This window comes from Microvirga sp. M2 (assembly GCF_047497095.1).
Classification (GTDB): Bacteria; Pseudomonadota; Alphaproteobacteria; order Rhizobiales; family Beijerinckiaceae; genus Microvirga.
On the sequence record NZ_CP134065.1, the window covers coordinates 381212 to 406705 of the forward strand.

The window sequence follows — 25494 nt, forward strand, 5'->3', positions numbered from 1 at the left end:
GCGGCGCAATCCGTTTCACGGCCGGCCATCTCCGATCGGGACGGCTTCGGCCAGTGCCGCCTGGTGAGGGCGGCCCTCGGTGGGCACAATGAGCCGACTGGCGAGCCACAGGCAGGCGCCGAAATAGACGACGCCCATGGGCACCCACATCAGGAGCCCGGCGAGTTGCTGATCATCGAGGACGGTCAATCCCCACGGCTCCACCCGCCCTCCGTACCAGCCGTAGAGCGGCCGGGGTGCCAATGTGAGGAGAGCCCCCAGGAACGCGCCATGGATCAGCGTCGCGAAAGCCGCCGCCAGGGCGGCTCCGGCGCGCGTGCCTGACCGGGCGCCGAGAATGACGCGCCAGAACAGGAGCGCCGTGCCGAAGAACGAGGCGTGCTCCAGCGTGTGAAGCCATTCCCGCTCCACGGCCGCGTCGAACAGGGCCGGCGCATGCCAGATCCACAATGCCAGCCCGTGCAGTGTCGCCGCTGGAAGAGGATGCGAGAACCATTGCCCTGTCCTGGCGAGGGGTCGCCACGCCACGCTCGCCAGGTCTCCCCGGCTCCAGCCCGCCGGAAGCGCCCAGGCGAACGCCACCCCTGGCTTACCGAGGAGAAGGAGCAGCGGCGCGGCGGTGACCAGCAGGCCGTGCTGCATCATGTGCGCAGACAGTAGCGTTCCGCCGAGCCGGTCGAGCGGCGAGACAAGAGCAATGATGACGATTGCCTGACCGAGCATGAACGAGAGGACGTGCAGGCGCCCGATGCCGCGCCACCGGCCGGCTCGCGCCCAGAGCCGGCCCACGCCGCGTCCGTAAGCCCAGGACGAGGCGATCAGCAGCCCTACCACCAGCGGGTCGACGCTCCAAGAATGCCAGAAGGCCTCCGGTGGCACGGCGCCTGGGCCATGCGCCAGAACGGGACCGGCCCCTGCCGTGAGGACAAGAACGAGCACGGTCAAGCGCATACTGGCACCAGCAGGATCGGGAAGAACTGCAGCAGGACGGCGAACGACGCAATCGCGTCGCAGCCGATCGTGAACGACATCCGGAAGCGCTGAGCGGGTACGTCGCGCTGCTGTCGGTAGCGCCAGACCGCGTGCAGAACGAGGATGACGGCCGAGGCCGCCGTCACGAGTCCGAGGCCGGTGAGGAAGGCCGATTGGGCATCTGCGCTTGCTGCGCCGAGGCCCAGCACGCAAGCGACCGCCGCCGCGATGTAGATGACCAGGAAGTGAGCCGCCCACAGGAAGAACCCGAAAGCCGGATCAAGCAGCCAGACGAGGGTGCCCATCTTCGGGGGCCGCTCCGCCCCAGCGTCGAGATCAAGAGACGACATGGGGGAACCCCGCAACGAGGAAGAGCGCGAGACCGGTGACCGGCGCCGTGAGACGCCACCACACCAAGCAGATACGAAGAGTCAGACAGCGCCACGAGTCGATCATGCCGAGCGAGAGGCGGGCCACCGACCAGAGTGCCATGCCAGCACCGGAGAGGACGTGTAGGCCCATGGTGCCGAGCAGCGTCCACACCGCTGCGCCGTATGCGTGCCGTGTCGAGTCGATGCCGAGCCCCTGCAGCCACGCCCATCCCATCGCCACAGCTCCCATCGCGAGCGCCGCGGACGCAATGAGGCAGAGGCCTGTGGCGAGCCGACGATCACGCTGGTTCAACCGGTCTGCCGCCTCGAAGAGCACCCAGGCGGCCGCGACCGCCCCCGCGATCAGGCCAGGCGTAAGAAATCCCGGCATCTGCGACCCGTCGGGCGGCCAGATGGCGGGCCGCGCCGTCCAGAGGAAGAGATAGGCGAAGGCGAAGGACGCGATGACCGCCGCGTCCGAGATCAGCAGCACGATCATGCCCCACCAGCCGACGCTTTCGCTGCCGTTCGTGTAGAGCGGCAGTGCAACGCCCCGGCCGGCATCGGCTCTCGCCCGCGGGAGCGCCCGATCCATCGACCACAGCCAGTAGAGGAACGTCGCGGCTGCCACGACACCGAATACGAGACCCACCGTCGCGGACTTGAGGGTCGCCGCCGCGAGGGCGATAGCGGTCGTCAGGGCCGCCCCGAAGGCGGTCCATCCTGGCCCCGGCACGCGCAGGATTTGGACCGGCTCGGTGGTGATCGGCGCCGTGATCAGGGCTTCGCGCTCTCCCGCCGGCGCGTCCGGGAGGAAGCCCCGACCTGCGCTCTCCTCCTCCTTGAGACCCTTCTGCTCCCAGATCGGATAGCGCGAGTGGATTGGCACGATGCTGCGGAAGTTGTACGGCGGAATGGGGGCCAACCATTCGAGCGACGGCGCGCCCCAAGGGTTGATGCCGGCCTCCCGCCCCCACCGGAGGTGCCACACGAAGTCGATGAGCGCGACCAGCACGCCGGCCGCGAACACGAACCCAAACACCGAGGTGATCAGGTTCAGCCAGCTCAGGCCGAGATCGCCAGAATAGGTGTAGATGCGCCGCGGCATGCCGCGCAGGCCGGTGACGAACATGGGCAGGAAGGCGGCGTTGAAGCCAATGAACATCAGCCAGAAGGCCCATCGCCCGAGCCGTTCCGACAGCATCCGCCCCGTCACGGTCGGGGTCCAGTAGTAGAGCGCGGCGAAGAGCGGGAACACCATGCCGCCGATCAGCACGTAGTGGAAATGCGCCACGACGAAGTAGGTGTCGTGCACCTGCCAGTCATAGGGCACCGCCGCCACCATCACGCCCGTCAGGCCGCCGATTGTGAAGATGAGTAAGAAGCCGAGAATGAACAGCAGCGGCACGCGCAGCACCGGCTTGCCGTCCCACAGCGTCGCGATCCAGGCGAAGACCTGGATGCCCATTGGGATCGCGATGGCGGAGCTCGCAGCCGAGAAAAAGGCCAGCGACAGCAGCGGCAGCCCTGTGGCGTACATGTGGTGCACCCATAGCCCGAAGCTCAGGAACCCGACCGCAATCGCCGCCAGGGCCAGCCAGGTGTAGCCGACCAGCTTCGCCCGGGCGAAGGTCGGCAGCATCATCGAGACCATGCCGGCCGCCGGCAGGAAGATGATGTAGACCTCCGGGTGGCCGAAGAGCCAGAACAGGTGCTGCCAGAGCAGGGGATCGCCGCCCCTGGTGGCGTCGTAGAACGGCATGCCGAAGCCCCGCTCCAGTTCGAGCAAGGTGTCGGCGGCGATCATCGCCGGCATGCCGATCATGATCATCCCGGCCGTCACCAGTATGTACCAGGCGAAGATCGGCATCCGGCCGAGGGTCATGCCCGGGGCGCGGGTCTTGAGGATCCCGACGGAGAGCTCGACGGCCGCGGCGATCGCCGCGATCTCGACGAAGCCGAGCCCGAGGATCCAGACGTCCGTGTTGACGCCGGGCGAGTATTGGGGTCCGGTGAGCGGCGGGTACATGAACCAGCCGCCATCCGGCGCGATGTTGAAGAACAGGCTCGCGAACGTCAGCGCGCCGCCAATGGCATAGCACCAGTACCCGAGAGCCGAGAGCCGCGGGAACGGCATGTCCCGCGCGCCGATCATGCTCGGCAGGAGGAGCACGGCGACCGCCTCGACGATCGGCACCGCGAACAGGAACATCATCACGACGCCATGCATCGTGAAGAACTGGTTGTAGGTGGCGGCGTCGAGAAAGGTCATGCCCGGATAGGCGAGCTGGATGCGCATGAGGAGCGCGAGCACGCCGGCGCCGAAGAAGAACAGGAAGCCGGTCGCGACGTAGAGGGCGCCGATGTGGTTGTTGATGACCTCGGTGAAGAACCAGAATCGTCTTGGCTTGGCCCAAGCCGCCTGGAGGCGTTCCAGGCCGTCGTCTCCGCACGATTGTGGATAAAGCGGAGCACCGGGCGCAGGGCCAGGACTGCTCCTCGGCCTGGCTGCGGCGGCATCTGGCGTGGTCGTCATTTGAGCGACTCCAGGTAGGCCGCGAGGGCCCGCAATTGTGGCCCTTCGAGCTGATCGTAGGATGGCATGGCGTTGTCGGGCTTGAGGTGCTGGGCACTGACGATCCAGCCGGCGATGTTGCCGATGCCGCCAGGTAAAGTCCCGGCCCCGATGATGCGGCGCGAGCCGACCTGCGTGAGATCGGGGCCGAGCCGCCCCTCGGAGACGCCGCGCACGGCGTGGCAGGTGCCGCAGCCGAGATCGACGAAGAGGGCGCGGCCCTCGCGGAGCTGCGGCGTGGCCGGCTCCTGGGCGGGCTGCGCTGCCCCGGCCAGCCAGGTGTCGAACTCGGGCCTCGGCATGGCGACGACGTCGAGGAGCATGAGCGAATGCTGCAGGCCGCAATATTCGGCGCACTGGCCGCGGTAGATCCCGGGCCGGTCGGCCTGAATCACCATGCGGTTGACCCGGCCGGGGATCATGTCGGTCTTGCCGGCCAGGCTCGGGACCCAGAACGAGTGGATGACATCGTTGGCGCGCAGGAACAGCTCGACCGGCTCGCCAACCGGCAGGCGCAACTCGTTGGCCGAGGAGGCCGCCGACAAGCCGTCGGCCCGCCGGTACGACATGTCCCACCAGTAGAGGTGGCCGGTGACGTCGATCGAGAGCCGGTCTAGCGCCGTGGAGGCTCGCGTCTCATGACCGGTCGTCATGACGTATGGCACGAGGAACAGGAGCGTCACTCCTGGGAGGGCAACGCCGCCGCCCCAGAGGAAGAGGGTACGGTTCACCGGCCGCTCGCGCTGCCGCAGGAATGGGACCAGCATCAGCACCGCCACGAGCAGCGTGACCGCCGTCGCGCCGACATACATGATCATCCCAAGGAGATGGATCGAAGCGGCCGTTGGGCCGGCGGGGTCGAGCGCCGATTGTGGGCCGCTGCAGCCCGCCAGTAGCCCGACCGTCCAGGGCGGTAGGCCTCTTGCGAGCAGAGCCTTCGGGTTACTCCGCATCGGGCTGCTCCAGTGTGTAGAGGTACGCCGCGACGTCCCTGGCCTCGTCGAGCGTGAGCCCGACGTTCGGCATCCCGGTCGTGGCCAGGAGCGCGGGCGGGTCTTGCAGGAACGCCACCATCACGCCCGGCTTGTTCGGCAGTTGCCCGGCAATGAAGCCCCGTCGCGCCATGCCCGCGAGCGGCGGGCCGGCGACCCCCTTCGGGGTGCGGATGCCCGGGATGGCGTGGCAGGCGGCACAGCCGTAGGAACCGCTGGCAACGAGCGAGAACCCTCGCGCCGCGTCGCCGTCGTGCACGTGCTTGTTCTCCAGGTCCGCCGTCGCGGGCGCGTAGGTTGCAGACAGATCGCAGCCCGCGAGCCCGAGCCAGCCGAGGAGGACAAGGGAAAGCCGGATGCGCATGGCCTAAGCCTCCCCTCACTGCACGAGAGCGCCAGGATGCTTCAGGTATTGCTCGCGGATCGCCTTCGCCGACCAGTAGGCCAGGGCGCCAACCGTGCCGGTCACGTCCTTGCCCGCTTTCTGGGGAAAGGCGCAGGCCCCCTGAACGAAGAGGTTCGGCACGTCCCAGCTCTGCAGGTAGCGGTTCACCGCGCTCGTCGTCGGGTCCGTCCCCATCACCGCCCCGCCGGACGGGTGTGTCGTCTGGTAGGGAACGATCGAATAGGGGGCGAACCGGTAGCCCGGCGCGACGACCTCCCCGCCCATGAGCCTGCCGATCTCGACCGCCCGGTCGACCACGTAGCGGGACATCCTCAGGTCGTTCTCCGTGAAGTCGAAGGTGAGGCGCAGCAGCGGCTGGCCGTAGGCGTCGCGATAGGTCGGGTCGCGGCTCAGGTAGTTCCTTGGCGTCGGCATCGAGTTGCCCTCCGCCTCCAGCACGACCGTGTGATTGTAGTGCCGGCGGACCGCCTGCTTCCAGCCGAGGCCCCAGCGCGGGGTCCCAGGTGGCGCCGGGTGGTACTCGATCGGCCGCCCGCTATTGGTCCAGGCGGCGATGTAGGCGCCGCCCACGAAGCCGAGCCCCGTGTGATCGAAATTGTCGCCATTGAAGTCGTCGATCATCGTGCCGAGGGCGCCGGCGCCCATGAACGGGTTGATGTTGATGTCCTCGCGATAGAACACCGTCGCCGCGGCCTGGGTCTGGTAGGTGTAGTTCCGGCCGACCGTTCCCTCCCCGGTCGCCGGGTCGTAGGCCCGGCCGATGCCGGAGTTGAGCATGAGCTTCACGTTGTTGAGCGAGAAGGCGCAGAGGATCACGAGCTCGGCCGGCTGCTCGAACTGCTGCCCTTGGGCGTCCACGTAGAGCACGCCCGTGGCCCGCCGCCCGGTGTTGTCGAGGACGACCTTGGTGACGTGCGCGTTCGTCCGCAGCTCGAAATTGGGCTGTGCGAGGACCTTCGGCAGCAACACCGTCTGCGGACTCGCCTTGGCGAAGTGCTCGCAGCCGAAGCGCTCGCAGAAGCCGCAGATGTTGCAGGCCTGCAGCGCGAGCCCTTCCGGATTCGTGTAGGGGCGCGTCATGTTGCCCGACGGCGCCGGGAACGGCGTGTAGCCGAGCTCCAGCGCCGCGTTCGCGAACAACGCTCCCGCATAGGCAGGCTCCATTGGCGGCAGCGGGTACTCGCGCGAGCGCGGCCCCTCGAACGGATTGCCGCCCGGCTGGATCTGCCCGCGCAGATTGCCGGCCTTGCCGCCGACCCCGCACAGATACTCGAACCGATCGTAATGCGGCTCGATCTCCTCCCAGGTAATGCCCCAGTCCTGGATGGTGAGCTCGTCCGGGATCGCCGCCGCACCATAGCGCTCGGTGTAGTGGCTCCGCATGCGCAGCTCGGACGGGAGGTAGCGGAAGATCCTCGCATTCCAGTGCACGCCGGCGCCGCCGAGGCCGGTCCCCGGCAGGAAGGAGCCGAGCATGCGGATCGGCAGCGCCTCCTCGCCCGGGTGGTTGCGGAAGGTGAAGGTCTCGAGCGCCGCGTTCTGAAATCCCTCGTTGCGGATCGCATGGCGCAGCTCGTCGTGCATGGCGGGCGACTGCCAGTCCGGCACCGTGTCCCGCTGCGGGCCCCGCTCCAGCCCGACGATCGACAGGCCTTCCTGGCCCAGTTCCCTCGCCAGGATCGCTCCCGTGAACCCCATTCCAACCAGGACGACGTCGACGGGCTTGAGACGGGTTGCCATGACAGGTCTCGTTCAGGATCAGGGGTGGCGATCGAGAGACGCGGGCGCGGCGCCGTGGGCAGGCGCGGGGCCGTGCCCGTGCAGGCGCTGCGCATCCGCCATCGACAGCGGCTCGCGCCCGTAGCGCAGGCCGTGCTGGGTGTAGACGCCGAGATAGGCGGCGTAGACGCCCGGGAACCCGACCATGCGCCAGCCCACCATGTCGCGATTGCCGCCATAGGCGGGGTCCGAGAAGAAGCCCTCGATCGTATTGGCGAACAGCGTCTCAAAGAAGACGGCCGAAGGCACGCCGTCGAGGTCCACCTCGCCTGCCTCGAGACGGTGCAGGAATGCATCCTGCTCCTCACGCGTGGCTTGTTCAAACGATGCACCCGCCTCCTGCAACCGCCGGAGGATCGCACCGAGCGCCGTCCTGTAGACCTGCACCGGGGTCAGGCCAAGCTGATAGCCTTGGCTCGGCGTGCCCGGCTTGATCGGCCCCGCGAGAAACAAGTTCTGTCCCTGTCCGTAGGGTCCAGCGAGTTGCAGGTCGATATAGTTCGGCACCCCAGCCTCGCGGGCGCCGGGCCAATCCGGCTCCGGCGGGATCAGGCGATCGACGGCGGCCTCGATGAAGGCCGCCTCCTCGGGGGTGAAGAACCGATAGGCCGTGCGCCCATCGGCGGGCTGCGCCATGGGCGTCGAGACCAGGCCCGCGGAGAGCCCAAGGGCGCCACCGGCCTGAACGAGCGTGCGTCGGGTGATGTCGGTCATCAGCCTATCCTGGGTTCCGGCGTTGAGCGGTGGCCTCGCAACGCTGTCTCGGCGCGGCAGGTCCGATGATCTCGCAACGCATCGGGCCGGGCGCGATGGGAAGCATGCCGGGGCCGTAGAACGGATCCGCCGGAGGCTTGATCGGGAACATCACCGGGAGCGGTTGGATGGTCTCCCCCGTGCCGTCCGGCTGGGGACCGCTCGAACCGGGCGTGACGTCGCCCTTGGTGCCGGCGCCATTCTGAACCACATCCCCCTGCTGGGTTCCTTGCGACTGGGAGCCTTCGGCGGTCTGGGCGACAGCCGGGCCGGCCGCAGCAAGCACCGTGACGAGCACGACTGGGAGCAATGTTCGCATCACCGAACCTCCTGTCCAGAGTCGCTGTCTGCGCCCGTGGTGGCATGCTTTACCACAGGTGCAGACAGGCCGCTTCATGGCGAAATCCCCGCGACGTAGAGCGCGGCGGCGCGGATATCCTCGTCCGTCATGCGCCGCGCCACGGTACCCATCACGTCGTAGATGTCGTTGTGCCGCACGCCGTCGCGCCACAGCCGAAGCTGGGCATCCACATAGGAGGCCGGCTGCCCCAGGAGCGGCGGGTAGACCCGGTTCAATCCGCTCGCAGCGGGGCCGTGGCAGTTAGCGCAGGCTTGGATGCCCCGCTCAGCCGAGCCCTGGGCGTAGAGCATCGCTCCCCATTGGACGAGGCGCCCATCGGCTGCACTGGATGGCTCGACGGCTGCGGGCGCAGAGAGCTCCGCATAATAGAGCGCGGTGGACTGACGGTCGCCGGCCGTGAGTTGCTGGGCAATCGGGCTCATCGCCGGGTTGGGGCGCGCGCCTGACGCGTAATCGTCCAATTGCCTCGCGAGGTAGATGCGATCGAGGCCCGCGAGTCGCGGAAAGGCCCCGCCCGCGTCTCCTTGGCCCTGTAGCCCATGGCAGCTGAAGCAGGCGGCGCCAGCACCGCCCGGCCCACCGCCCACTACGATCATATGGCCGCGCGCCGCCGACACCTCCGCAGGGCTCGACCAGGCCAGGGTGGCGAGCAGAGCGCCAGCAGGGACGGCCAGGCCAAACACGGGGATGGGAAGAGCCAGCCGGCTGCGGAACGCGTTTGGTGCGCGATCTTGCGTTCGAGAAGGCAGTGATCGAGGAGATTCATCCATCACTGCGGCTCCAAGACGATGACCCTTTGGAGTGCGCACACCGCTCTGGCTCCGACGAGGCGCCCAACTCGCCGTGGGGCGTACGCCGTTCTGGGTCTGGCTCGGCACCGTGGCTGAGGGAAGCATCCGGTTCGTCCATGAACCCTCCGCATGATTCCGGGAGGATGTTGCGACGAACGATCCGCCCGATGGACGCAGGACCAGGAGAAGACTTTCGTGACGCGTTCGTCGGCGTTGGGGTCGGCAGGGCCGCAGCGCGGACATCTCATGGGCCGCAGGCGCCCAAGCTCGGTAGGGGCCGCGACAAGACTCACTGCAATCAGACCGACGCCAACAATGCATTCCTGACGTCGGCGTGACAGGATTGGCAGGATAATACGCGAACCTAGCTTCAGAGTTCCCTAAGGATTGCCTTTATTGTCAATGGAGTCATCGATGTTAAGCCAAGCCGTGACGATCGAAGCCGGAATCATCTCCACTTGAGGGTCCAAATACCCGCAGGGCGCCTGGCCGCGAGCGGTATTGCAGGGGCGGCTGCAGGACACGGATCTCGCCGTCGAGCGCGACGAGAAGCCTGTCCTTCTGAAGAAGGATCTCGGCTCGCGACACCTTCATGGCGCGCAGATCCCGGCCTGCGTCGATGAGCCCGAGGGCGGCCCGGAAGGCGAGCCGGATCAGGGCGACTCGGCCTTGCGCGCTGCCAACGTAGATGCAGAGCCGGCCACCATCCAGTCGCGCCCGTCGGCCGAAGGCACCCGTCTCGAGGCTATACTCGTTGTTTCCGATGAACACGCCCGAACTCCGGTATGGCTCGACCACACCCTCCGTGCGGATCGAGAACCGGCGCATGCGAAGGCGCTGCAATGCTCCCAAGCCGGCCAGGATCATGGCGCTCCACCTCGCCAGCCCCGTGTGGCGGCGCCAGCGCTCCCGCTCGAGGACCAGATAAGGATAGAGGCCGAGTGAGGAGTTATTGACGAAGATCTCGCCGTTAACTTCGCCCACGTCGATGTGACGGGTTGCTCCGGCTGCGATGAGCGCAACCGCATCGTCCACCGCAGTCGGAATGCCGAGATCCCGCGCGAAATGGTTCAGGGTGCCAAGCGGCAGGATCCCGAGCGGGACCTCGCTTCCGGCCAGTGCTTGGGCGACGGTGCGGATGCTGCCGTCGCCGCCGCCGACCACGACGGCATCAATCTCCCGGTTGTGGGCCTGCTGCGCGGCCCGCTTGGCCGCTGTATCCAGCTCGGGGCCGTGGAGGGTCTCCAGTATAGCGGTGATCCGATGCAGCCGGAAGGCAGCCGCCACGGCGTCAGCCAGGGCCGTGCCCCCTTGGGCCTGTAGCGTCCCGGCCGCGGCGTTGAGGAGCACGACAACCCTCAGGGGCGGTTGCATCGGGATGCCTTGTCCGCTGATCCGGACAGGCCAACGCGCCACGCCGACAAGCGGTTTCGCCTGCGGGCGGCTTCATGCAAGGCGTACTCCACCGGCCTTCGGAAGCAAAACGAGAGGAGGACACCAGCCAAGGGGGCGCCCTTCGGTTCCGAACTCTTACGGCAGGCTAAGGCTTGCTCCCCGTTACCCTGATCGGCTGGGACCGAATGGACCAGTCACCATTCTCGGCTGCAACGACAATCGCCAGGCGGGGCGTGTCTGCAGCCCAATCAGGGATCCTAATAATCATCTGCAAGGAACCGTCCGAAGAGGTTCTTGCGTTCTGGAGAACCTCATAGGCGGCCTGGGGCCGACTGGCCCCGATGACGACTGGGGTGTCCGGCGGCAAGCCTTGAGCCGAGATGTTCAGCGATCCACCGACCGCAGCCTCCGTCGGCGACACTGACAGAGAGCCATGCACGGTGTCCGCCCCAGAGTTGCGCAACTTCTGCTTAAAGCCCTCCAGCCGCTGACGGAGGTCCGGGTTCTTGTCGAGCAGTTCCCGGGCCGACGACCCAAGGCCGGTGGCGAAGTCCGACAGGGTGTCTGACAGGGTGCTTACGGCACCCCTCGCCAAGGAGCCAAGTTGCCCAAGCGCGTTTCCGGCCTCGGACTGCCCGTCCCCGCGCGCTCGCAGCTGCATCTCGACGCGCAGGTCGCGGGATCCTTCAATACGCGGGTTCAGGCGCATCACGCTGCGTTCAGGGACATCGCAGCGCTCCGCAATGCTGCTCAGGGTGTCGCCTCGCTGCACGGTGACGGTGTCGCCACAGCCAGGAGGTGGCGTCTGCGACACGGCGGGACCTGCCATGATGATCGCCACAGCCAGGAGCGCCGAACCACGTGCGCCCATGTTCACCTCCCGCTTTATCAGCTCTGACACCAAACCCGCTCCCATGTCTGGCGTTCCGGATAGGCAGGACGCATTCCCGAGCCGGGCCTATGGCTGGTGCTGTCATCCGATGGCAAGATCCATCTCCTCGGCTTCCGGTTGGACCGTGAGATGGCCTTCAGGGTGGCGCATTCTCTCGTGCCGCCTCCCCGATCCACCTGGACACAGTGCCGAGCCTGTGATGGATCCCGCCGGCGCAACCGAGGTTGTCACGTCATGGAGCGCACCCGCAACATTCTCGCCCTCCTGCGCGAACAGCTCTGGATCATCCCGCTGCTGCTCGGTGTCGCGGCGCTGGCCCTTGCCTACTGGCTTCTCTCCACCGAAGCCGACCTCCTGAAGTCATGGGACGCCAGCCGACTCCGGTGGCTGTATGGCGGCGATGCCGACACCGCACGCGGCCTCCTGTCGAGCCTGCTCTCCGGGCTGATGACGATGGCCTCTCTCCTCGTCTCCGTCACGTTCGTGATCCTGACGCTGGCGGCCAACTAGATCCTTGGCACAGAGGATTTGACAGGTTGGGGGTGGCGGAGGAGGGGCAGGCCTTCAGGGGCGACTAACACCTCAATGCTTCGCGCCATTCCGGGCTGACGGCGGATCAAGCCGGCCCGTTCCAAGGTCAGGATCATCTGGTGCACGGAAGGCGGGCTGACCTGGAAATGGCGCTGCATGTCGGTCTCGGCCGGAGGGCGGCCATGGACGCGCGTGTAGGCGTCGATGAAGGCCAAGTACTGGCCCTGCCGGTCGGTGAAGCTTTTCTCAGACATTGGCCACACGCTCGATTCAGTGGCTGATTCAGCTGGGCCTCTCATGCGGGAGGCCGAGATGAACATATGCTACCGGATTGAGCTGAGCGAGGTCGAGCGCACCCAACTCCAGGCGATGCTCAGCGGCGGCAAGCATGCGGCCCGAACGCTCAAGCGAGCGCAGATCCTGCTGGCGGCCGATGCCGGGGTCCCAGACGCGACGATTGCCCAGAGTGTCGCGGTGGGCGGCTCGACCGTGTATCGGACCAAGCGCCGCTTCGTGGAAGGCAACCTGGAGCGGGCGCTCAGTGAGGAGCCCCGTCCCGGCGCCGCCCGCAAGCTCTCAGGCCCGGAGGAGGCGCTGCTGGTGGCGACCGCCTGCGCCAAGCCGCCCGCGGGCCGCGCCCGCTGGACGCTGGAACTCTTGGCCGGCGAGATCGTGCGGCTCACTCACCATGAGCGCCTGTCGCGCGAGACGGTGCGCCGGCGTTTGGCGGAAAATGCGCTCAAGCCCTGGCAGCGGAAGATGTGGTGTGTTCCGAAAATTGATGGCGCCTACGTCGCCCGCATGGAGGATGTGCTTGATCTCTACGCCAAGCCGTCCGATCCGCAGCACCCGGTGGTGTGCTTCGATGAGAGCCCGATCCAGCTCATCGGCGAGACGCGCCCGCCGCTCCCGGCCACGCCCAGGCAGGTCGAGCGCGTCGATTACGAGTATCGCCGCTGTGGCACGGTGAACCTGTTCGTGATGGTGGATGCGCACCGGCCCTGGCGCAAAGTGACCGTCACGGATCGCCGGACGGCGACGGACTTTGCTGTGTGCATGCGCGAGCTTGTGGATGTCGATTTTCCGCAGGCCGAGCGGATCCGGGTCGTGATGGATAACTTGTCGACCCACACGCCCGGGGCGCTCTATGAGGCCTTTCCAGCCTCGGAAGCGCATCGTCTCCTGGGGCGGCTGGAGTTCCACTACACCCCCAAACACGCAAGCTGGTTGAACATGGTCGAAATCGAGATCGGGGTGCTCAAGGGCCAGTGCCTGGACCGGCGGATCGACACGCGCGAGGGGCTCGAGCGCGAAATCGCGGCTTGGGAGGACGAGCGGAACGCCGCCGGGGCTCGGGTCAGGTGGATGTTCACCACCGAAAACGCCCGTGCCAAAATGGGCCGTGCCTATCCTAAAATCGCCTCGCCCGAGCCACTCGCCAAAGGGTCATAATCACTGCGTCGAAGATCTAGCTCGGGTCGCGCCTGATCCCGACCTTCATGGCCGACCGGCAGCTCCAGGTCGTGCTCGGGCTCTTTCTCGGCACCATCCTGTACGTCCTGGTGGTGCTGCGCAGCCTCGACGAGGCCCAAGGCACCGAGGGCGTACCGCATCTTGCGGTGACGGTCGGCAGCGCCCTCACCATCGTGTGCCTGCTGGCCTTGCTGTTCTATGTCCACAAAGTTGCCCGCTCGATCATGGTGGACAACATCGTCGCGCAGGTGGCGCGCGACCTGCACCACAACATCCGCGACATGCTGCCGGAGGATGCCGGCGCGGCCGAGCGCAGCCTGCCCCACCTGACGCGGCCCGCCGCCGGAACCGTTTCCCTCGGCCGGAGCGGCTACATCCAGGTGGTTGACTACGACGCTCTCGTCGCCTTGGCCAGCCGCGAGCAGGCGCTGCTTCAGGTGACCGTGCGGGCGGGTCACTTCGTGCTGAGGAACGGCGGGCACGTGGTCGTGTACGCAGACCACCCCCTGGACACCAAAGCCGTCAAGGCCGTCCGGAGCGCCTTCGTGCTCGGGGAGGAACGTACCCCAGCGCAGGATCTGGAATACAGTCTGCGCCAGCTGGTCGAGATCGCCCTGCGGGCCCTCTCCCCCGCGATCAACGATCCCTTTACGGCCATTGCGGTGATCGACCGGCGCGGCGCGGCGCTGGAGGAGATCTTTGGGCGTTCGCTCCAGCCGGCGGTCTGGTGCGACAAGGAGGGTGAGGTGCGGGTCATCGCCCAGCGCTCGGATGCGCAGGGACTGACCGACGCGGCCTTCGATGCGATCCGCCAGGCCGCGAGCCGGATCCCCGCCGTGCTGATCCGCATGGCCGATGTGCTGGGCCAGCTTGCCCCGAGCCTCCGGTCTGAGACGATGAGGAAAGCCGTGGAACGGCAGCTCGGCAAGCTGGCGGAAACCGCCGGAGAGGCACCCTTGGCGTCCAGCGACCGGCAGGCCATCCTGAACCGCGTCGAGCAGGCCAGGAACGTCATCTCGGCCCGCCGCAAGGAGGGGGGCATCCACGTTCTTTGACTCGTGGACCGCCCGGGGCGTGAGTTCGGGGGCAGAGCTAGGCTCGGTTCGCACCAGCCATCGGGCTCACTCCTCCGTGGGCGTGGGTCCCCGTCTCCTACCGCCGGGGGAATCCGCCTCGCCGGGCACGGTTGTCTCCTCTCCCAGCACTTGCCGCACCCACAGCTTCTTCACCAGGATCATGAGCGTGACGGTGAGCGGGACCGCTAGGAAAACGCCGAGCAGACCAAATACGAGCCCAAACACCACGATCGCAAACAGCACGACCGCAGGCGGCAGGGACACAGCGCGTTGCTGAATGAACGGCGTGATCACGTTGCCCTCAAGCTGCTGGATTGCCACAACCGCCACAAGCGTCCACATCGCCGTGGTCAGGTCCGTGGCGAGCGCGAAGACCATGGCCGGGATGGCCCCCATGATGGGACCCAGATATGGGACGAAGTTGGTCACGCCGGCGATGATGCCCAGCGCCACTGGAGACGGCAGCCCAACCCACCAATACGCGAGGGCCGACGCTACCCCGACCAGGGTCATGGTCACGAGCTGCCCGCCGAACCAGAGCCGCAATGCATTGCCGCTCACATCCATGGCGTCGAGGATGCGGTCGTGCTGGCTCGGGGGCAGGAGCTGGATCGCGCCTCGCCGGTACAGCGTCGGATCGGCGGCCAGATAGATGGCGGCGACCACGACAAGCACGAGGTTGGCCAAGGCGCCGACCACGGAGGAACCGAGGCCGGCCAGCCGGGACAGGAGCCTGCCCGATCCTGACGCGAGGGCCTCCTCGATCCGCTCGGTTGCGTTGCTGATGTTCAGCCGCGCCGCGGCGGCATTAATGGCCTCCGGGAGCTTCTCGACCACCTGCGTGATCTGGCCGCCGATCTGGGCGCCGAACAGGCCAAGAAAGCCGATGACGAGAGCCGCGACCAGAACGACCGTGACGCTGAGGGACCAGCGCCGCGGGACCGGCGTGTACCGCGTCATCAGGTCGGCGAGAAAACTGAGGAGCACCGCCAGCAGGATCGCGGCGAAGATCAGCAACAGGATGTCCGAGATCAGCCAGAGGAAGTAGGCGAGCCCAATCACCAGCAGCGTGATCAGAACCCGTCGCGTGTAGTCCCAATCCCGATGAAAGCCGTCTTGGCCGAAGGTGGCCCATGCGGGTCGCATGGGACGTGGCGCTTTGCCAGGCACGACCGGTTCTGTCACGTTCCGGGCCTTTCCCCATTGAGGGTGCCTTCGAGCAGACGCTTCATCCGACACGAGGTTCCGCCGCCTGCACGCGTGGACGATCAGGGCGACGTGGCATCAGCCTTGGCTTTGGCGCCACCTGTATCCGCCGGGGACCTGCCTCTGCGGTGGTAGATCAGCTCCGTCGTGAGGAACACGAGGCTTCCCAGCCCAAGGGAAACGAGAAAATAGACGAAGCGGAACACCAGCAGCGGGCCGATCAGGTCCTGGTGCGGCAGAAGGTGCATCACGACGCTCTCGATGACACCAAGCCCACCCGGAACATGGCTCACGAGGGTCGTCGCGTTGGCGATAACATAGACTGACGCCACCCCGAGGTAGGGGATGTCCGCGACCGCTGCCAGCACTTGGTGCAGGCACGCGGCCACCAGGGCAAAATTGATGCACCGACGGCAACCTGCCCGGCCGCAAGCGAGGGCGACGGGATCTCGAGCGTCCAGTGATGGACAACCAGCGGCCTGCGCCGCACGGCGGCGAGGGCAAGATAGGCGAACGGGATGGCCAGACACCCAACGCCCAGCCCGACAACGAGGGGCCGGGCCAATCCGGTGATCTCCTGGGCCAGTTCACTCCGGATCAGGAGCGCTGCTCCGCCCAAGGTAGACAGCCCGAGTCCAACGGTGACGCCGCAAAACACGATCAACTTGGCAATCTGCCCCCGGGTCAGGCCCCAGCGCGCATAGAAGCGGTAGCGAATGGCGCCGCTGCTTAAGGCGGCAGAGCCGATGTTGTGCCCCAGCGACAGGCTGGTGAAGGAGGCGAGCGCCGCCCGGAAGTACGGCAGCGGTCGGTCGACATAATGCAACGCGAGATAGTCAAAGCGCGTCAGGGCGAAATAGCTGGCCGCCGCAAACCCGCCAGAGCTTAGGAGCCGCCATATGGGAACGGTTGTCACCGCAGCGGTGAGTTGGTTGAGACTGTAGCGGCTCAGGATGCGGTGGAGCAGGAATCCCGCAAGGGCGAAAACGCCGGCCAGGATCAGAGGCTTTGAGCCTCGCATATCCGTATTCCCTTCAGGGAGCGCAGGCCGGACAGCCTGTGGCGACCGTCAGAGGGTCAACGGCGCTGTCTCCCGCCCGGAGGCTGGCCGACAACCTTCAGGGTCCCGAGCTGTCAAACGCGGCGCCAAGACCGCCGATCCGTCACATTGCTGTCAAAGGTGGATACGCCCATGGGCGTGTCAGGCTTGGGTCTGCTGTGCCTTGGCCGCGACGATCCGAACCTTCAGCAGCAGGGGCAGGTGATCGGACGCGACCCGCGCCAGCGGCGTGCGCAGGATCTCGATGTCAACCGAACCGAAGAATTGACCCCTTGGGCGAATTGAAGGTTTGACCCCCTCTCATCGCTTTGTGTCTCCCTCAGTTTCGAGGGCTACTCCGGCCTTCTGCAGAAGGCCGGATCGGCGCTTTTCACGAAGCCGGTAGCTGTCGCCGCGGATGGTGATCACCGTCGAATGATGAAGCAGGCGATCCAATATCGCTGTCGCCACGACGGCGTCCCCAAAAACTGATCCCCATTCGCCCACGGAGCGATTGGAGGTGATCAGGATCGAGCCCCGCTCGTAGCGGCGCGACACCAGCTGGAAGAACAGATGCGCCGCATTGGCCTCAAACGGCAGATAGCCAAGTTCGTCGATGATCAGCAGTTTCGGCCGCGCCAAGATCGTCAGCTGCTTGTCGAGCAAGCCATCGTCATGGGCCTTGGCCAGCATTGCCACCAGCGTCGCGGCCGTGACGAACTGCACGCTATAGGTCTGCCGGATCGCCTCGCGTCCGAGAGCGACCGCCAGATGAGTTTTGCCGGTGCCCGGCGGCCCTAAAAGCAAGACCGCATCCCCATGCGCAATCCAGCGGCAGGTGGCCAACTCCCGGACCTGTCGCGGATCCAGCGACGGCTGCGCGTCGAAGTCAAAGCCGTCGAGCTCGCGCACGAACGGGAACTGGGCGATCTTGCTCGCCATGGCGATCCGCCGCTCGTCGCGCCGTGCGATCTCGCACCGGACCAGGAACGCTAGGGCCTCGCGCAAGGTCATGTCCGACCGGGCTGCTTCGTCCAGCAGCGTGTCGAGCTGGTCGCGGATCGCCGTCAGCTTGAGCCGATCGAGCATCGCCACCAGCGCCTCGTGATCGATGGCCGTCATCACCAGCCTCCTCCCACCAGCGCCTCATACTCGGCCAGCGGCCGCAGCAGGGCGGGCGGCACAACGATGTCCGTCGGCGCCGACCGCACCGGCCCCGCGGCGCCGACCACGCCGGCCAGATGCGCACGCTCGACAATCCGTTGGCGGCGGCCCCGGCACAGGGCATGATCGGCGACGACCTCGCCCGCATGACGCACGATCACGCGTCCGCCCAGCACCACGACCTGGACGCTCCCCGATCAGCCGCCAGGGCACCGAGTAGCTGTTCGTGTCCAGGTCGATCGCGCAGTCAGCCTGAACCTTGCGCACCAGATCCCGCAGCTGCCCGAACGGCGCCCGCCCGCCGAGGGGACGAAGTGCCCCGGCCTCGTCCGCAAAGCGCTCTGCCGGAGCCACGCCGGTGGTGCCATGCACCCGCTGATCAGCGACCTCACGCGTCCATCGATCCAGATGCGCCTCGAGGGCGGCCCAGCTCTCGAACCGGCGGCCGGCAATGGCATTCTTCTTGACGTAGCCGACCCCGCGCTCGTCCTTTCCCTTCGTGCGCGCCCGGTAGGGCGCACAGGCGCGGGGTGCAAATCCCCAGTAGCGGGCAAAGGCATGCAGCCGCCCATTGAACCGCACCTCCCGGGTGGCCGCATCGTGATGCTCGACGAGCGCCTTGGGATTGTCGAACAGCACTTCCGCTGGAACCCCGCCGAAGCGCAAAAAGGCGCCTTCCATGCCCTCGAACCAGTCCGCCTGGCGCTCCCGCAGTGAGGGACGGATATGCAGCCGGCGCGAGTAGCCAAGCGTTGCCACGAACAGGTGCAGCCGCACCCGCTCACCGCCGATCCACACCCGCGTGTCGCCGAAGTCGATCTGCATCTGCTGGCCCGGGGCCGTCTCAAACCGCACGGTTGCCCGCATCTGCGCCTTCAACTCCCGGCGCCAGCGCTGCACCCGCAGTTCCACCGAGCGAAGCCCGATGACGATGCCGTGCTCGCTCGCCAGTTCCTGGCGCACCACGTCGGCGTTGCCGCTATGCCGGAAGAAGCGCTCCCCCAGCCACTCATCCAGCCCGTCGAAAACAGTCCGGCGCACGGGCTTGCGGAAAACAACAGCCCCGCCCTGGCGCAGATAGCGCCGCACCGTATTGCGCGCGCACCCAAATTCTTTCGCCAGCCGCTTGGCACCCCAGCCAAGCCCATGCAGCCGCAGCATCGCAGCCACCTCCTCAGCCTGAAGCATCTCGTCTCCCCGCATCGTGCGCGACAATGCAGGATCCACTGAAACCCCAATCGACATCTATTCCTCCTTTGCCAAGGAGGGGTCAGGTCTTCCTTTCGTCAGGGGGTCAGTTTCTCAATTCGGACGACACTCGACCCGCATGACATCCACCATGTGGCTGACGAACACGTGGTCGAGCCGGAGCATCGGCAGCCGGGCCGGGAAGGTGGGCCGCGGCCGCTGGAGGTCGCCCAGCGTCTGGGCGTCCCGGAGACGCTGGGCGATCCGCCGATAGGCCCGCGACCGAGGCGGAGCGTTGAAGTCGCCGAGCAGGATCACCGGCTCCCGGCAGGCCGGGTGGCCGAGCCAGTCGGGCCCAAGGAGCGCATCGATCTGAAGCAGGCGTTCCGGGCCGCGCAACCCGAGGTGCGTGTTGATCACCTGCACCTGATGGCCGCCGGTCTGGACGGAGGCCCACAGGGCGCCCCGTGGTTCATGGAACGGGCCTCGCGAGTGGCCCGGAAGAGCTTCCGCCTTTACCAGGGTGGACGGCCGGACCGACAGGATCGCATCGCCGTATTTCTCGTCCATCACCTGTAGCGCCGGATGGAAGTGGACATGGTGGATGCCGAGCTCACGGGCAATCGCATGGGCCTGGTCAATGCCTCCGCTCCGGGCGCGACCGACATCCAGCTCCTGGAGCGCCACCATATCGGGCGAGCAGGAGGCGATGACCTCGGCGATGCGGGCTGGCGCCAGGCGGCCATCCGTGCCGAGACAACGGCGCACGTTGTAGGTCAGGATCCGTGACACTCTTCAGCAATAGCGCCTGGCTCTGTTCGTTCCGTCCCGCCCAGTCTCGTCACCGGTCACAACAGGGGCGAGAACAACCGCGCAATGGAGTCCCTGAACCGGATGGCCGCCCCGCGTTTCCGGTACTCCCCGGGGTCGAACTCAGTACAATGTGCGAGATCCTGGTGGAAGGCTTCCTCCAATTCCTTCGCCAACCTCTTACTGTAGAGCACGGCGTTGATCTCGTAGTTGATGCTGAAGCTGCGGATGTCGATGTTGGCCGACCCGATGGAGCAGACTTCCGAATCGACGCTAATCGTCTTGGCATGCAGGTAGCCCTTCTCATACAGGAACACCTTCACGCCGGCATTGAGGACATCGAGCACGAAGGTGTTGCCCGCCCAGCCGGGCACCGGATCGCCCGAGGGCCGCGCAGTCAGCATCACCTTGACGTCGACCCCGGACAGGGCCGCAGCGCTCAGCGCCTCGGCGAGGCTGGCGTCGAGGATGAAGTACGGCGACTGTAGATAGACGTGGCGCTGCGCCGTCACGATCATCGTGAAGTAGAGCTGCCGGATCGCTGCCCATTGCGAGTCCGGCCCCGAGGTCAGGATCTGCACCGGCACCTCGCCTTCCGCCGGCTCAGTCGCCTGCGGCGGGAAGTCGTCGGCGGAGAACAGGTTCTCTCTCACGGCATTGTACCAGTCCACCATGAACACGGCTTGCAGCAGCACCGCGCCCTCCCCTTCGATCCGCACCTGCGTGTCGCGCCAGGCATCGAACCCCTTGCCGCCATCGAGATGCTCTTGGCCGATGTTCATGCCGCCGGTGTAGCCAATGCTGCCGTCGATCACCGTGATCTTGCGATGATTGCGGTAGCTGATCGTATGAAACTGATACGGGGGCGAGGTCGGTGCTATCTCAGCCCCGGCCGCCCGTAGTTCCTGGATGTAGCCACGGCTCAGATGCGCCCGCGATCCGATGGGATCGTAGAGCAGGCGCACCCGGACGCCTGCCCTCGCCTTCTCGGTCAGGATCCGCTTCAGGATTTCGGTGAACGGATCCGAAGCCCAGATGAAATATTGCAGGTGGATCGAATGCCGGGCCGCCTTCATGTCCTCGATGAGGCTGGGATAGAACACGGCCGCATCCTGCTGGATCTGCACTCGGTTGCGCCGGCTGAGGCCCGAGCGGGAGTTTCGCCGCACGAGCATCATCAGCTTCCTGCGACTCGCTCTATGGCCCTCAAGGCGGGAGATCTCCGCGTCCTGGCGCTCCAGGATCGGCTCAAGGAGCGGATGGGCCTTGCCTTCAAGGTCCTGCATCAGGAGCTCGCGCCGCTTGCTGAAGGCCTTGCGGCCCCGACCGAACAACATGTAGACGACCAGCCCGATGCCGGGCAGGGTCAGGAACAGCAGCATCCAGGCCAAGGTCGCCTGCGGCCGCCGGTTCTCCAGCAGGAGGAAGATGCCGGTCAGCAGCGCATAGCCTGTAAAGAACCAGCCGATCGCAGTTGTCCAGGTCATTCGGCCGGCATCTCCTGTTGCCAACGATCGGGTGTTGCCCGCCTCCGCCACAGGGCGCCATCCTTCCTAGCTTGGCATCAACGCGCCAAGCAGGGGCAGGATTGAGGTCCTTATGCGGGATGTCCTCTCCGGTCAGCCCTTGCTTTTCCCACCTTTTGAGGTCTGTCCCTCTTCAGTGGATGTCCTGGTCGCCTCGCCACTGTGGCTGCGGCCCCGGCCTTGGACCTGAATTCGACGAGAACGCTGCTGCTGGGTGTTCTTCGGCACCGTGACTGTCAGGACGCCATTCTCGAAATCAGCCTTTACCTGCTCGGGATCGACCGTAAAGGGAAGCTGTAGGGTTCGCTGGAAGGTGCCGTAGGAGCGCTCCATGAAGTGGAAATTCTCCTTCTCGTCCTTATGCTCGAGCTTTTTCTCGCCTCGGATCATGAGCATATTGTCGTGGATATCGACATGGATGTCGTCCTCAGTGACGCCCGGCAGCTCGGCGGTGATGCGGATCTCGGTGTCGGTTTCGCTCACGTTGATCTGCGGAGCCATCACGCTGCCCGCCGCCCGCCGGCATGCCGCTGTGCAGAACGTCATCGAACAGGCGGTTCATTTCGCGGTGAAGGGACAGGAACGGGTCGCCGCCCATGGGGTCGCCTGTGCGGAAGGGGGTCAGCGGATTGCGCGCCATCGAACGATCTCCTCTCACGGTCGGGGTTGCCTATTCCTTATCGGTCTTATGGGATCCCGGGGCATCGTGATCGACCGGGGCCTCCCGGACGCCGGTGACGCCGGTCCAGGCGGGAGGGTCGCTTGCCGGAAACGACTCGCGGTCGGCCTCCTCAACGCGATCCGAACTGGGATCGGGCGCGCGAGTCGTTGTCGCGGGACGGGTCAAATGCGATGCCGGATCTCCGCGGACGATCACGCCGCCGATATCCTGCACTCGGCCCGCGAACGGCGACGAACCATTCTCGGTGATCTCGGCGACCAGCGCGACCTCACCGGGCTTCAACCGGCTCGTGATCTCCTGCCGAAACCCTGTGCGGTCGTCCTGAGCGATCAGATCCGCGGCCTGTCCGACCACGGCTCCTCCGATCGCCCCGATCACGGCCCCGGCCGGGCCGATCGCCAGGCCGGCAACGGCTCCGATCAGAGCCGTAACGGCGGTTCCGATGGGGCCCTCGTCGGCCAGCCGCCTGGCTTGCAGGCGTCCCGAGCGATCCTTTTCGACAACAGCCAGTCCGTCCAGGGCAATGCTCCCTTCGGCGTGGAGATCCTTCAGAATCCGGATCCCTTCGGCCGCCTGTGCTTCACCCGGAAAAACCATAGCAACCAATTCGCTCATCGCCTCTCTCGCTTTCTCTTGGCGTTGGCAAGCAGGCACCGAGCAGCGACCCGGAACAGCCCTGTTTTACTCGGCCGCCTCGTGCGCGCCGGGACGCTCCGATGGTTTTCGCTCGACCTCGACCGAAGTATCGGTCCGCTCAGATGCCTTTGCCTGCGGCTCGATCACGACCTTCCGCTGGGCGCCGTCCCAGCGGGCGAGCACCCGGTCGCCCTCGTGGACCTCGTTCGCCAGCATGGCGCGGGCAAGCTGCGTCTCCAGCTCCGAACGGATCAGGCGGCGAAGCTCGCGGGCGCCGAACTCCGGTCGGAAGCCCGCCGCAGCCAGATGATCGACGAGACTGCCGTCGATATCGAGATCGACGCCTTGGCCGTGGGCCGTGCGCCTCACCCGCTCCAGTTGCATCTCGACGATGGAGCGGATCTCACCGCGAGCCAGAGCGTGAAACACGATGATCTCGTCGATGCGGTTGATGAATTCCGGCCGGAAGTGACCGCGTAGGGCGTCCATCAGTTCGCGCTTGAGACGGGCTTGATCCTCCTCGGCCGTGCCACGAACATTGAGGTGGCGCTGGATGATGTCGGAGCCGAGATTGCTCGTCGCGATGATGACGGTGTTGGTGAAGTCCACCACCCGGCCCTTGCCGTCGGTGAGCCGTCCGTCATCGAAGACCTGCAGCAGCACGTTGTAGACGTCCGGATGCGCCTTCTCGATCTCGTCGAGCAGAACCACCGAGTATGGCCTGCGCCGAACCCTCTCGGTAAGCTGCCCGCCCTCCTCGTAGCCGACATAGCCGGGAGGGGCACCGATCAGGCGAGCCACCGCATGCCGCTCCATGTATTCGGACATGTCGAGGCGGATCATCGCGTCCTCCTCGCCGAAGACCGTCTCGGCAAGGGCCTTGGCGAGCTCGGTCTTGCCGACGCCGGTCGGGCCGAGGAACAGGAAGGTCGCGATGGGGCGGCTTCCCTCGCGCAGGCCCGCCCGCGCCAGGCGTACGGCGTCGCTCACGGCCCTGACGGCCTCCTCCTGACCGATCACACGCTGGTGCAAACGCTCCTCCATGTTCACGAGGCGCTGGCGTTCTTCCGTCGTAAGCTCGTTGACCGGAACCCCGGTGAGCTTCGACACCACCTGAGCGATGTGCTCGGTGCGCACCTCCGTCGAGGCCGAGCCGCGCTCGCGCCGCCACCGTTCGGTCGCGTCCTGAAGGTCCTTGTTGCGTGCATCGTGCTGAGCCTGGAGCTCCGAGGCGCGGTCGAACTGCTTGCGCGAGGCGGCATAGTCCTGCTCGCGCTTGAGCTGGCGCACCTCGGCCTCCAGCTCCTGCACGTCGACTGGCCGCGCGGTGGCCGAGATCTTCACCCGGGCGGCGGCCTGATCGATCAGGTCGATGGCCTTGTCGGGCAGGAAGCGTCCTGTGATGTAGCGGTCGGACAGCTCCGCCGCCGCGATGACCGCGTCGTCCGTAATCGTGACCTTGTGGTGCGCCTCGAGGGTATCGCGCAGGCCGCGCAGGATCATGATGGTCTGCGCCACCGTCGGCTCGGGCACGAAGACCGGCTGGAAGCGGCGCTCCAGAGCGGCATCCTTCTCGATGTGCTTCTGATACTCGTTCAGCGTCGTCGCGCCGATCAGGTTGAGCTCGCCGCGGGCGAGCGCCGGCTTGAACACGTTGGCGATGTCGAGGCCGCCTTCCCCACCCCCCTGGCCGGCGCCGACGATGGTATGAAGCTCGTCGATGAACAGGACCAGCTCGTCTTCGCGCTCGGTGACCTCCTTCAGGATCTGCTGCACACGCTCCTCGAACTCGCCGCGATACTTGGATCCGGCGACCATGGCGTTGATGGAGAGCTCGACCAGACGCTTGTCGCGCAGGCTCTCCGGCACTTCGCCTGCCACGATCCGCTGCGCGAGACCTTCGACGATGGCGGTCTTGCCGACGCCGGGCTCTCCGATCAACACCGGGTTGTTCTTCTTGCGCCGGGCCAGCACCTCGATGGTGGTCTCGATCTCCTGCGCGCGGCCGATCACCGGATCGAGCTTGCCATCGCGGGCGAGCTTGGTGAGATCGCGGGAATACTTGTCGAGATTGGGTGTGTTGGTAGGCGTCTCGACGCGGCCTTCTTCGGCGCCGCGGCCGACCACCTTGGTGACCTGCTGCCGGATGGCCTGCGGCGTGAGGCCGTAGCGGCGCAGCATGTCTGCGGCCAGGCCTTCCCCTTCCTCGGCCAGGCCGATCAGCAGATGCTCAGGGCCGACATAGGAGTGCCCCAGTTCAGCCGAGGCACGGAAGGCACGGGAGAGCGCGTCCTTCACGCGCGGCGACACGCCGATCTCACCCCCCTCCTGCGGCTCCGCTTTACCGTGCGGACTTTCCGCCACGATCTGATTGCGCAGATCGTCGAGCGAGACCTTGAACTGCTCCAGGATCGTGCGGACGACGTCGCTTTCAGTCAGTGCGAGCAGGAGGTGCTCCGTATCGACCTCGTGGCGCCCGAAGTCGGCCGCCCGACGGGCTGCCGATTGCAGGATCTCCTCCGCTTGTTCGGAGAGGCGCTCCGCGCCGCCGGTTGCGGAGCGTCGACCACCACCGCCCCGGCCAACCGGGATTGGGGTGCTGCCGGCGGAGCGTTCATCGAATTGATCGCTGCGGCTGCCGCCTCGATCTCCAAAGAAATCGTCGTTGAAGAAGTCGTCGAACAGGCTGCCGCGCCGGCCGAACAGGGACTCCAGCGGCGAGCTCGAGTGTTGCTGACGGGCCAAGCGACGGTAATCGATGTCGCACAGCTCCATGGTCTCACGGTGGCCGTTCCTGACCATCTGGGCCCGAACCGTGGCCGGCCGGATGCCGCAGATATCACAAATTCCATCAGCCATGGCTCATCTCCCGAGTT

The 25494-nt window shown here is 66.5% G+C and carries 25 protein-coding genes and 1 pseudogene; 4 read left to right on the forward strand and 22 right to left on the reverse strand.

Translation table 11 applies throughout. From position 1 onward, the window contains the following. Positions 1–15: 15 nt before the first annotated feature. The 11 genes from RE429_RS30400 to RE429_RS30450 form a co-directional block, all read right to left on the reverse strand. On the reverse strand, positions 16–951 hold the full coding sequence (locus RE429_RS30400) for a cytochrome c oxidase assembly protein (RefSeq protein ID WP_414476022.1): 936 nt from the start codon (positions 949–951) through the stop codon (positions 16–18). Continuing rightward, positions 942–1277: a hypothetical protein gene (locus RE429_RS30405; protein WP_414476023.1), complete on the reverse strand. Its 336-nt coding sequence runs from the start codon at positions 1275–1277 to the stop codon at positions 942–944. Before RE429_RS30405 ends, RE429_RS30400 begins: the two co-directional genes overlap by 10 nt. A 31-nt stretch (positions 1278–1308) precedes the next feature. Next, on the reverse strand, positions 1309–3879 hold the full coding sequence (gene ctaD / locus RE429_RS30410) for a cytochrome c oxidase subunit I (RefSeq protein WP_414476024.1): 2571 nt from the start codon (positions 3877–3879) through the stop codon (positions 1309–1311). After that, entirely contained in the window at positions 3876–4871 is a 996-nt protein-coding gene (gene coxB / locus RE429_RS30415) for a cytochrome c oxidase subunit II (protein ID WP_414476025.1), read from the reverse strand. Before coxB ends, ctaD begins: the two co-directional genes overlap by 4 nt. Next, positions 4861–5274: a c-type cytochrome gene (locus tag RE429_RS30420; protein ID WP_414476026.1), complete on the reverse strand. Its 414-nt coding sequence runs from the start codon at positions 5272–5274 to the stop codon at positions 4861–4863. Before RE429_RS30420 ends, coxB begins: the two co-directional genes overlap by 11 nt. 15 nt (positions 5275–5289) lie before the next feature. After that, positions 5290–7056 (reverse strand): GMC family oxidoreductase, encoded by a 1767-nt coding sequence (locus tag RE429_RS30425; RefSeq protein WP_414476027.1) that lies wholly within the window; start codon positions 7054–7056, stop codon positions 5290–5292. Positions 7057–7074: 18 nt separating this feature from the next. Continuing rightward, a complete protein-coding gene (locus tag RE429_RS30430) occupies positions 7075–7809 on the reverse strand; it encodes a gluconate 2-dehydrogenase subunit 3 family protein (RefSeq protein ID WP_414476028.1) in 735 nt (244 codons plus the stop codon). Between the two features lie 4 nt (positions 7810–7813). Beyond that, the gene (locus RE429_RS30435; protein ID WP_414476029.1) at positions 7814–8167 is read right to left on the reverse strand and encodes a hypothetical protein; all 354 of its coding nucleotides are present in this window, start codon (positions 8165–8167) and stop codon (positions 7814–7816) included. 74 nt (positions 8168–8241) lie between these two features. Further along, complete coding sequence (locus RE429_RS30440) at positions 8242–8892, reverse strand: c-type cytochrome (protein ID WP_414476030.1); 651 nt, start codon at positions 8890–8892, stop codon at positions 8242–8244. Between the two features lie 525 nt (positions 8893–9417). After that, positions 9418–10374: a diacylglycerol/lipid kinase family protein gene (locus RE429_RS30445; protein ID WP_414476031.1), complete on the reverse strand. Its 957-nt coding sequence runs from the start codon at positions 10372–10374 to the stop codon at positions 9418–9420. A 166-nt stretch (positions 10375–10540) separates the two neighbouring features. Continuing rightward, positions 10541–11266, reverse strand: coding sequence for a LysM peptidoglycan-binding domain-containing protein (locus tag RE429_RS30450; protein WP_414476032.1), 726 nt, complete (start codon positions 11264–11266; stop codon positions 10541–10543). A 255-nt stretch (positions 11267–11521) separates the two neighbouring features. Between RE429_RS30450 and RE429_RS30455 the strand changes: the two genes are divergently transcribed. Further along, positions 11522–11797, forward strand: coding sequence for a DUF2254 family protein (locus RE429_RS30455; protein WP_414476033.1), 276 nt, complete (start codon positions 11522–11524; stop codon positions 11795–11797). On the opposite strand, the gene RE429_RS30460 is transcribed toward RE429_RS30455, so the two are convergent. Beyond that, positions 11794–12072, reverse strand: a complete 279-nt coding sequence (locus RE429_RS30460; RefSeq protein ID WP_414476034.1) for a LexA family protein — start codon at positions 12070–12072, stop codon at positions 11794–11796. The two genes, RE429_RS30455 and RE429_RS30460, sit on opposite strands and share 4 nt — an antisense overlap. 58 nt (positions 12073–12130) lie before the next feature. Here RE429_RS30460 and RE429_RS30465 point away from each other — a divergent pair, with 58 nt between their 5' ends. Together RE429_RS30465 and RE429_RS30470 are read left to right on the forward strand one after the other, a co-directional pair. Next, entirely contained in the window at positions 12131–13270 is a 1140-nt protein-coding gene (locus tag RE429_RS30465; RefSeq protein WP_414476035.1) for an IS630 family transposase, read from the forward strand. A gap of 47 nt (positions 13271–13317) precedes the next feature. Further along, the gene (locus RE429_RS30470) at positions 13318–14346 is read left to right on the forward strand and encodes a DUF2254 domain-containing protein (protein WP_414476036.1); all 1029 of its coding nucleotides are present in this window, start codon (positions 13318–13320) and stop codon (positions 14344–14346) included. A 66-nt stretch (positions 14347–14412) separates the two neighbouring features. On the opposite strand, the gene RE429_RS30475 is transcribed toward RE429_RS30470, so the two are convergent. The 3 genes from RE429_RS30475 to RE429_RS30485 form a co-directional block, all read right to left on the reverse strand. Then, positions 14413–15513 (reverse strand): AI-2E family transporter, encoded by a 1101-nt coding sequence (locus tag RE429_RS30475; RefSeq protein ID WP_414476037.1) that lies wholly within the window; start codon positions 15511–15513, stop codon positions 14413–14415. A gap of 122 nt (positions 15514–15635) precedes the next feature. Continuing rightward, positions 15636–15866 carry a hypothetical protein gene (locus RE429_RS30480; RefSeq protein ID WP_414476038.1) on the reverse strand — a complete coding sequence of 77 codons (231 nt, stop codon included), beginning with the start codon at positions 15864–15866 and terminating at the stop codon, positions 15636–15638. Beyond that, positions 15863–16594 carry a lysylphosphatidylglycerol synthase transmembrane domain-containing protein gene (locus RE429_RS30485; protein ID WP_414476039.1) on the reverse strand — a complete coding sequence of 244 codons (732 nt, stop codon included), beginning with the start codon at positions 16592–16594 and terminating at the stop codon, positions 15863–15865. Before RE429_RS30485 ends, RE429_RS30480 begins: the two co-directional genes overlap by 4 nt. A 171-nt stretch (positions 16595–16765) precedes the next feature. On the opposite strand from RE429_RS30485, the gene RE429_RS30490 reads away from it, so the two are divergent. After that, on the forward strand, positions 16766–16918 hold the full coding sequence (locus tag RE429_RS30490; protein ID WP_414476040.1) for a hypothetical protein: 153 nt from the start codon (positions 16766–16768) through the stop codon (positions 16916–16918). A 15-nt stretch (positions 16919–16933) separates the two neighbouring features. Here the strand turns inward: RE429_RS30490 and istB are convergent, their stop codons facing one another. From istB to RE429_RS30525, 7 genes and pseudogenes are all read right to left on the reverse strand, one after another. Further along, a complete protein-coding gene (istB, locus tag RE429_RS30495; RefSeq protein ID WP_414471376.1) occupies positions 16934–17734 on the reverse strand; it encodes an IS21-like element helper ATPase IstB in 801 nt (266 codons plus the stop codon). Next, a pseudogene (gene istA / locus RE429_RS30500) lies at positions 17734–19021 on the reverse strand (IS21 family transposase). Before istA ends, istB begins: the two are co-directional and overlap by 1 nt. A 57-nt stretch (positions 19022–19078) precedes the next feature. Beyond that, positions 19079–19756: an endonuclease/exonuclease/phosphatase family protein gene (locus tag RE429_RS30505; RefSeq protein ID WP_414476041.1), complete on the reverse strand. Its 678-nt coding sequence runs from the start codon at positions 19754–19756 to the stop codon at positions 19079–19081. A 56-nt stretch (positions 19757–19812) separates the two neighbouring features. After that, positions 19813–21261: a cardiolipin synthase gene (gene cls, locus RE429_RS30510; RefSeq protein ID WP_414476042.1), complete on the reverse strand. Its 1449-nt coding sequence runs from the start codon at positions 21259–21261 to the stop codon at positions 19813–19815. A gap of 132 nt (positions 21262–21393) precedes the next feature. Continuing rightward, entirely contained in the window at positions 21394–21801 is a 408-nt protein-coding gene (locus RE429_RS30515; RefSeq protein ID WP_414476043.1) for an Hsp20/alpha crystallin family protein, read from the reverse strand. 169 nt (positions 21802–21970) lie between these two features. Next, positions 21971–22597 (reverse strand): DUF1269 domain-containing protein, encoded by a 627-nt coding sequence (locus RE429_RS30520; protein WP_414476044.1) that lies wholly within the window; start codon positions 22595–22597, stop codon positions 21971–21973. A 66-nt stretch (positions 22598–22663) separates the two neighbouring features. Beyond that, on the reverse strand, positions 22664–25477 hold the full coding sequence (locus tag RE429_RS30525; RefSeq protein ID WP_414476045.1) for an ATP-dependent Clp protease ATP-binding subunit: 2814 nt from the start codon (positions 25475–25477) through the stop codon (positions 22664–22666). Positions 25478–25494: the final 17 nt, after the last annotated feature.

Excerpts from the sequence above, each read along its gene's own strand:
- RE429_RS30400 (WP_414476022.1), bottom strand. The coding sequence starts at position 951 with ATGCGCTTGACCGTGCTCGTTCTTGTCCTCACGGCAGGGGCCGGTCCC.
- RE429_RS30405 (WP_414476023.1), bottom strand. The coding sequence starts at position 1,277 with ATGGGCACCCTCGTCTGGCTGCTTGATCCGGCTTTCGGGTTCTTCCTG.
- ctaD (WP_414476024.1), bottom strand. The coding sequence starts at position 3,879 with ATGACGACCACGCCAGATGCCGCCGCAGCCAGGCCGAGGAGCAGTCCT.
- coxB (WP_414476025.1), bottom strand. The coding sequence starts at position 4,871 with ATGCGGAGTAACCCGAAGGCTCTGCTCGCAAGAGGCCTACCGCCCTGG.
- RE429_RS30420 (WP_414476026.1), bottom strand. The coding sequence starts at position 5,274 with ATGCGCATCCGGCTTTCCCTTGTCCTCCTCGGCTGGCTCGGGCTCGCG.
- RE429_RS30425 (WP_414476027.1), bottom strand. The coding sequence starts at position 7,056 with ATGGCAACCCGTCTCAAGCCCGTCGACGTCGTCCTGGTTGGAATGGGG.
- RE429_RS30430 (WP_414476028.1), bottom strand. The coding sequence starts at position 7,809 with ATGACCGACATCACCCGACGCACGCTCGTTCAGGCCGGTGGCGCCCTT.
- RE429_RS30435 (WP_414476029.1), bottom strand. The coding sequence starts at position 8,167 with ATGCGAACATTGCTCCCAGTCGTGCTCGTCACGGTGCTTGCTGCGGCC.
- RE429_RS30445 (WP_414476031.1), bottom strand. The coding sequence starts at position 10,374 with ATGCAACCGCCCCTGAGGGTTGTCGTGCTCCTCAACGCCGCGGCCGGG.
- RE429_RS30450 (WP_414476032.1), bottom strand. The coding sequence starts at position 11,266 with ATGGGCGCACGTGGTTCGGCGCTCCTGGCTGTGGCGATCATCATGGCA.
- RE429_RS30455 (WP_414476033.1), top strand. The coding sequence starts at position 11,522 with ATGGAGCGCACCCGCAACATTCTCGCCCTCCTGCGCGAACAGCTCTGG.
- RE429_RS30460 (WP_414476034.1), bottom strand. The coding sequence starts at position 12,072 with ATGTCTGAGAAAAGCTTCACCGACCGGCAGGGCCAGTACTTGGCCTTC.
- RE429_RS30465 (WP_414476035.1), top strand. The coding sequence starts at position 12,131 with ATGAACATATGCTACCGGATTGAGCTGAGCGAGGTCGAGCGCACCCAA.
- RE429_RS30470 (WP_414476036.1), top strand. The coding sequence starts at position 13,318 with ATGGCCGACCGGCAGCTCCAGGTCGTGCTCGGGCTCTTTCTCGGCACC.
- RE429_RS30475 (WP_414476037.1), bottom strand. The coding sequence starts at position 15,513 with ATGCGACCCGCATGGGCCACCTTCGGCCAAGACGGCTTTCATCGGGAT.
- RE429_RS30485 (WP_414476039.1), bottom strand. The coding sequence starts at position 16,594 with ATGCGAGGCTCAAAGCCTCTGATCCTGGCCGGCGTTTTCGCCCTTGCG.
- RE429_RS30490 (WP_414476040.1), top strand. The coding sequence starts at position 16,766 with ATGGGCGTGTCAGGCTTGGGTCTGCTGTGCCTTGGCCGCGACGATCCG.
- istB (WP_414471376.1), bottom strand. The coding sequence starts at position 17,734 with ATGACGGCCATCGATCACGAGGCGCTGGTGGCGATGCTCGATCGGCTC.
- cls (WP_414476042.1), bottom strand. The coding sequence starts at position 21,261 with ATGACCTGGACAACTGCGATCGGCTGGTTCTTTACAGGCTATGCGCTG.
- RE429_RS30515 (WP_414476043.1), bottom strand. The coding sequence starts at position 21,801 with ATGGCTCCGCAGATCAACGTGAGCGAAACCGACACCGAGATCCGCATC.
- RE429_RS30520 (WP_414476044.1), bottom strand. The coding sequence starts at position 22,597 with ATGAGCGAATTGGTTGCTATGGTTTTTCCGGGTGAAGCACAGGCGGCC.
- RE429_RS30525 (WP_414476045.1), bottom strand. The coding sequence starts at position 25,477 with ATGGCTGATGGAATTTGTGATATCTGCGGCATCCGGCCGGCCACGGTT.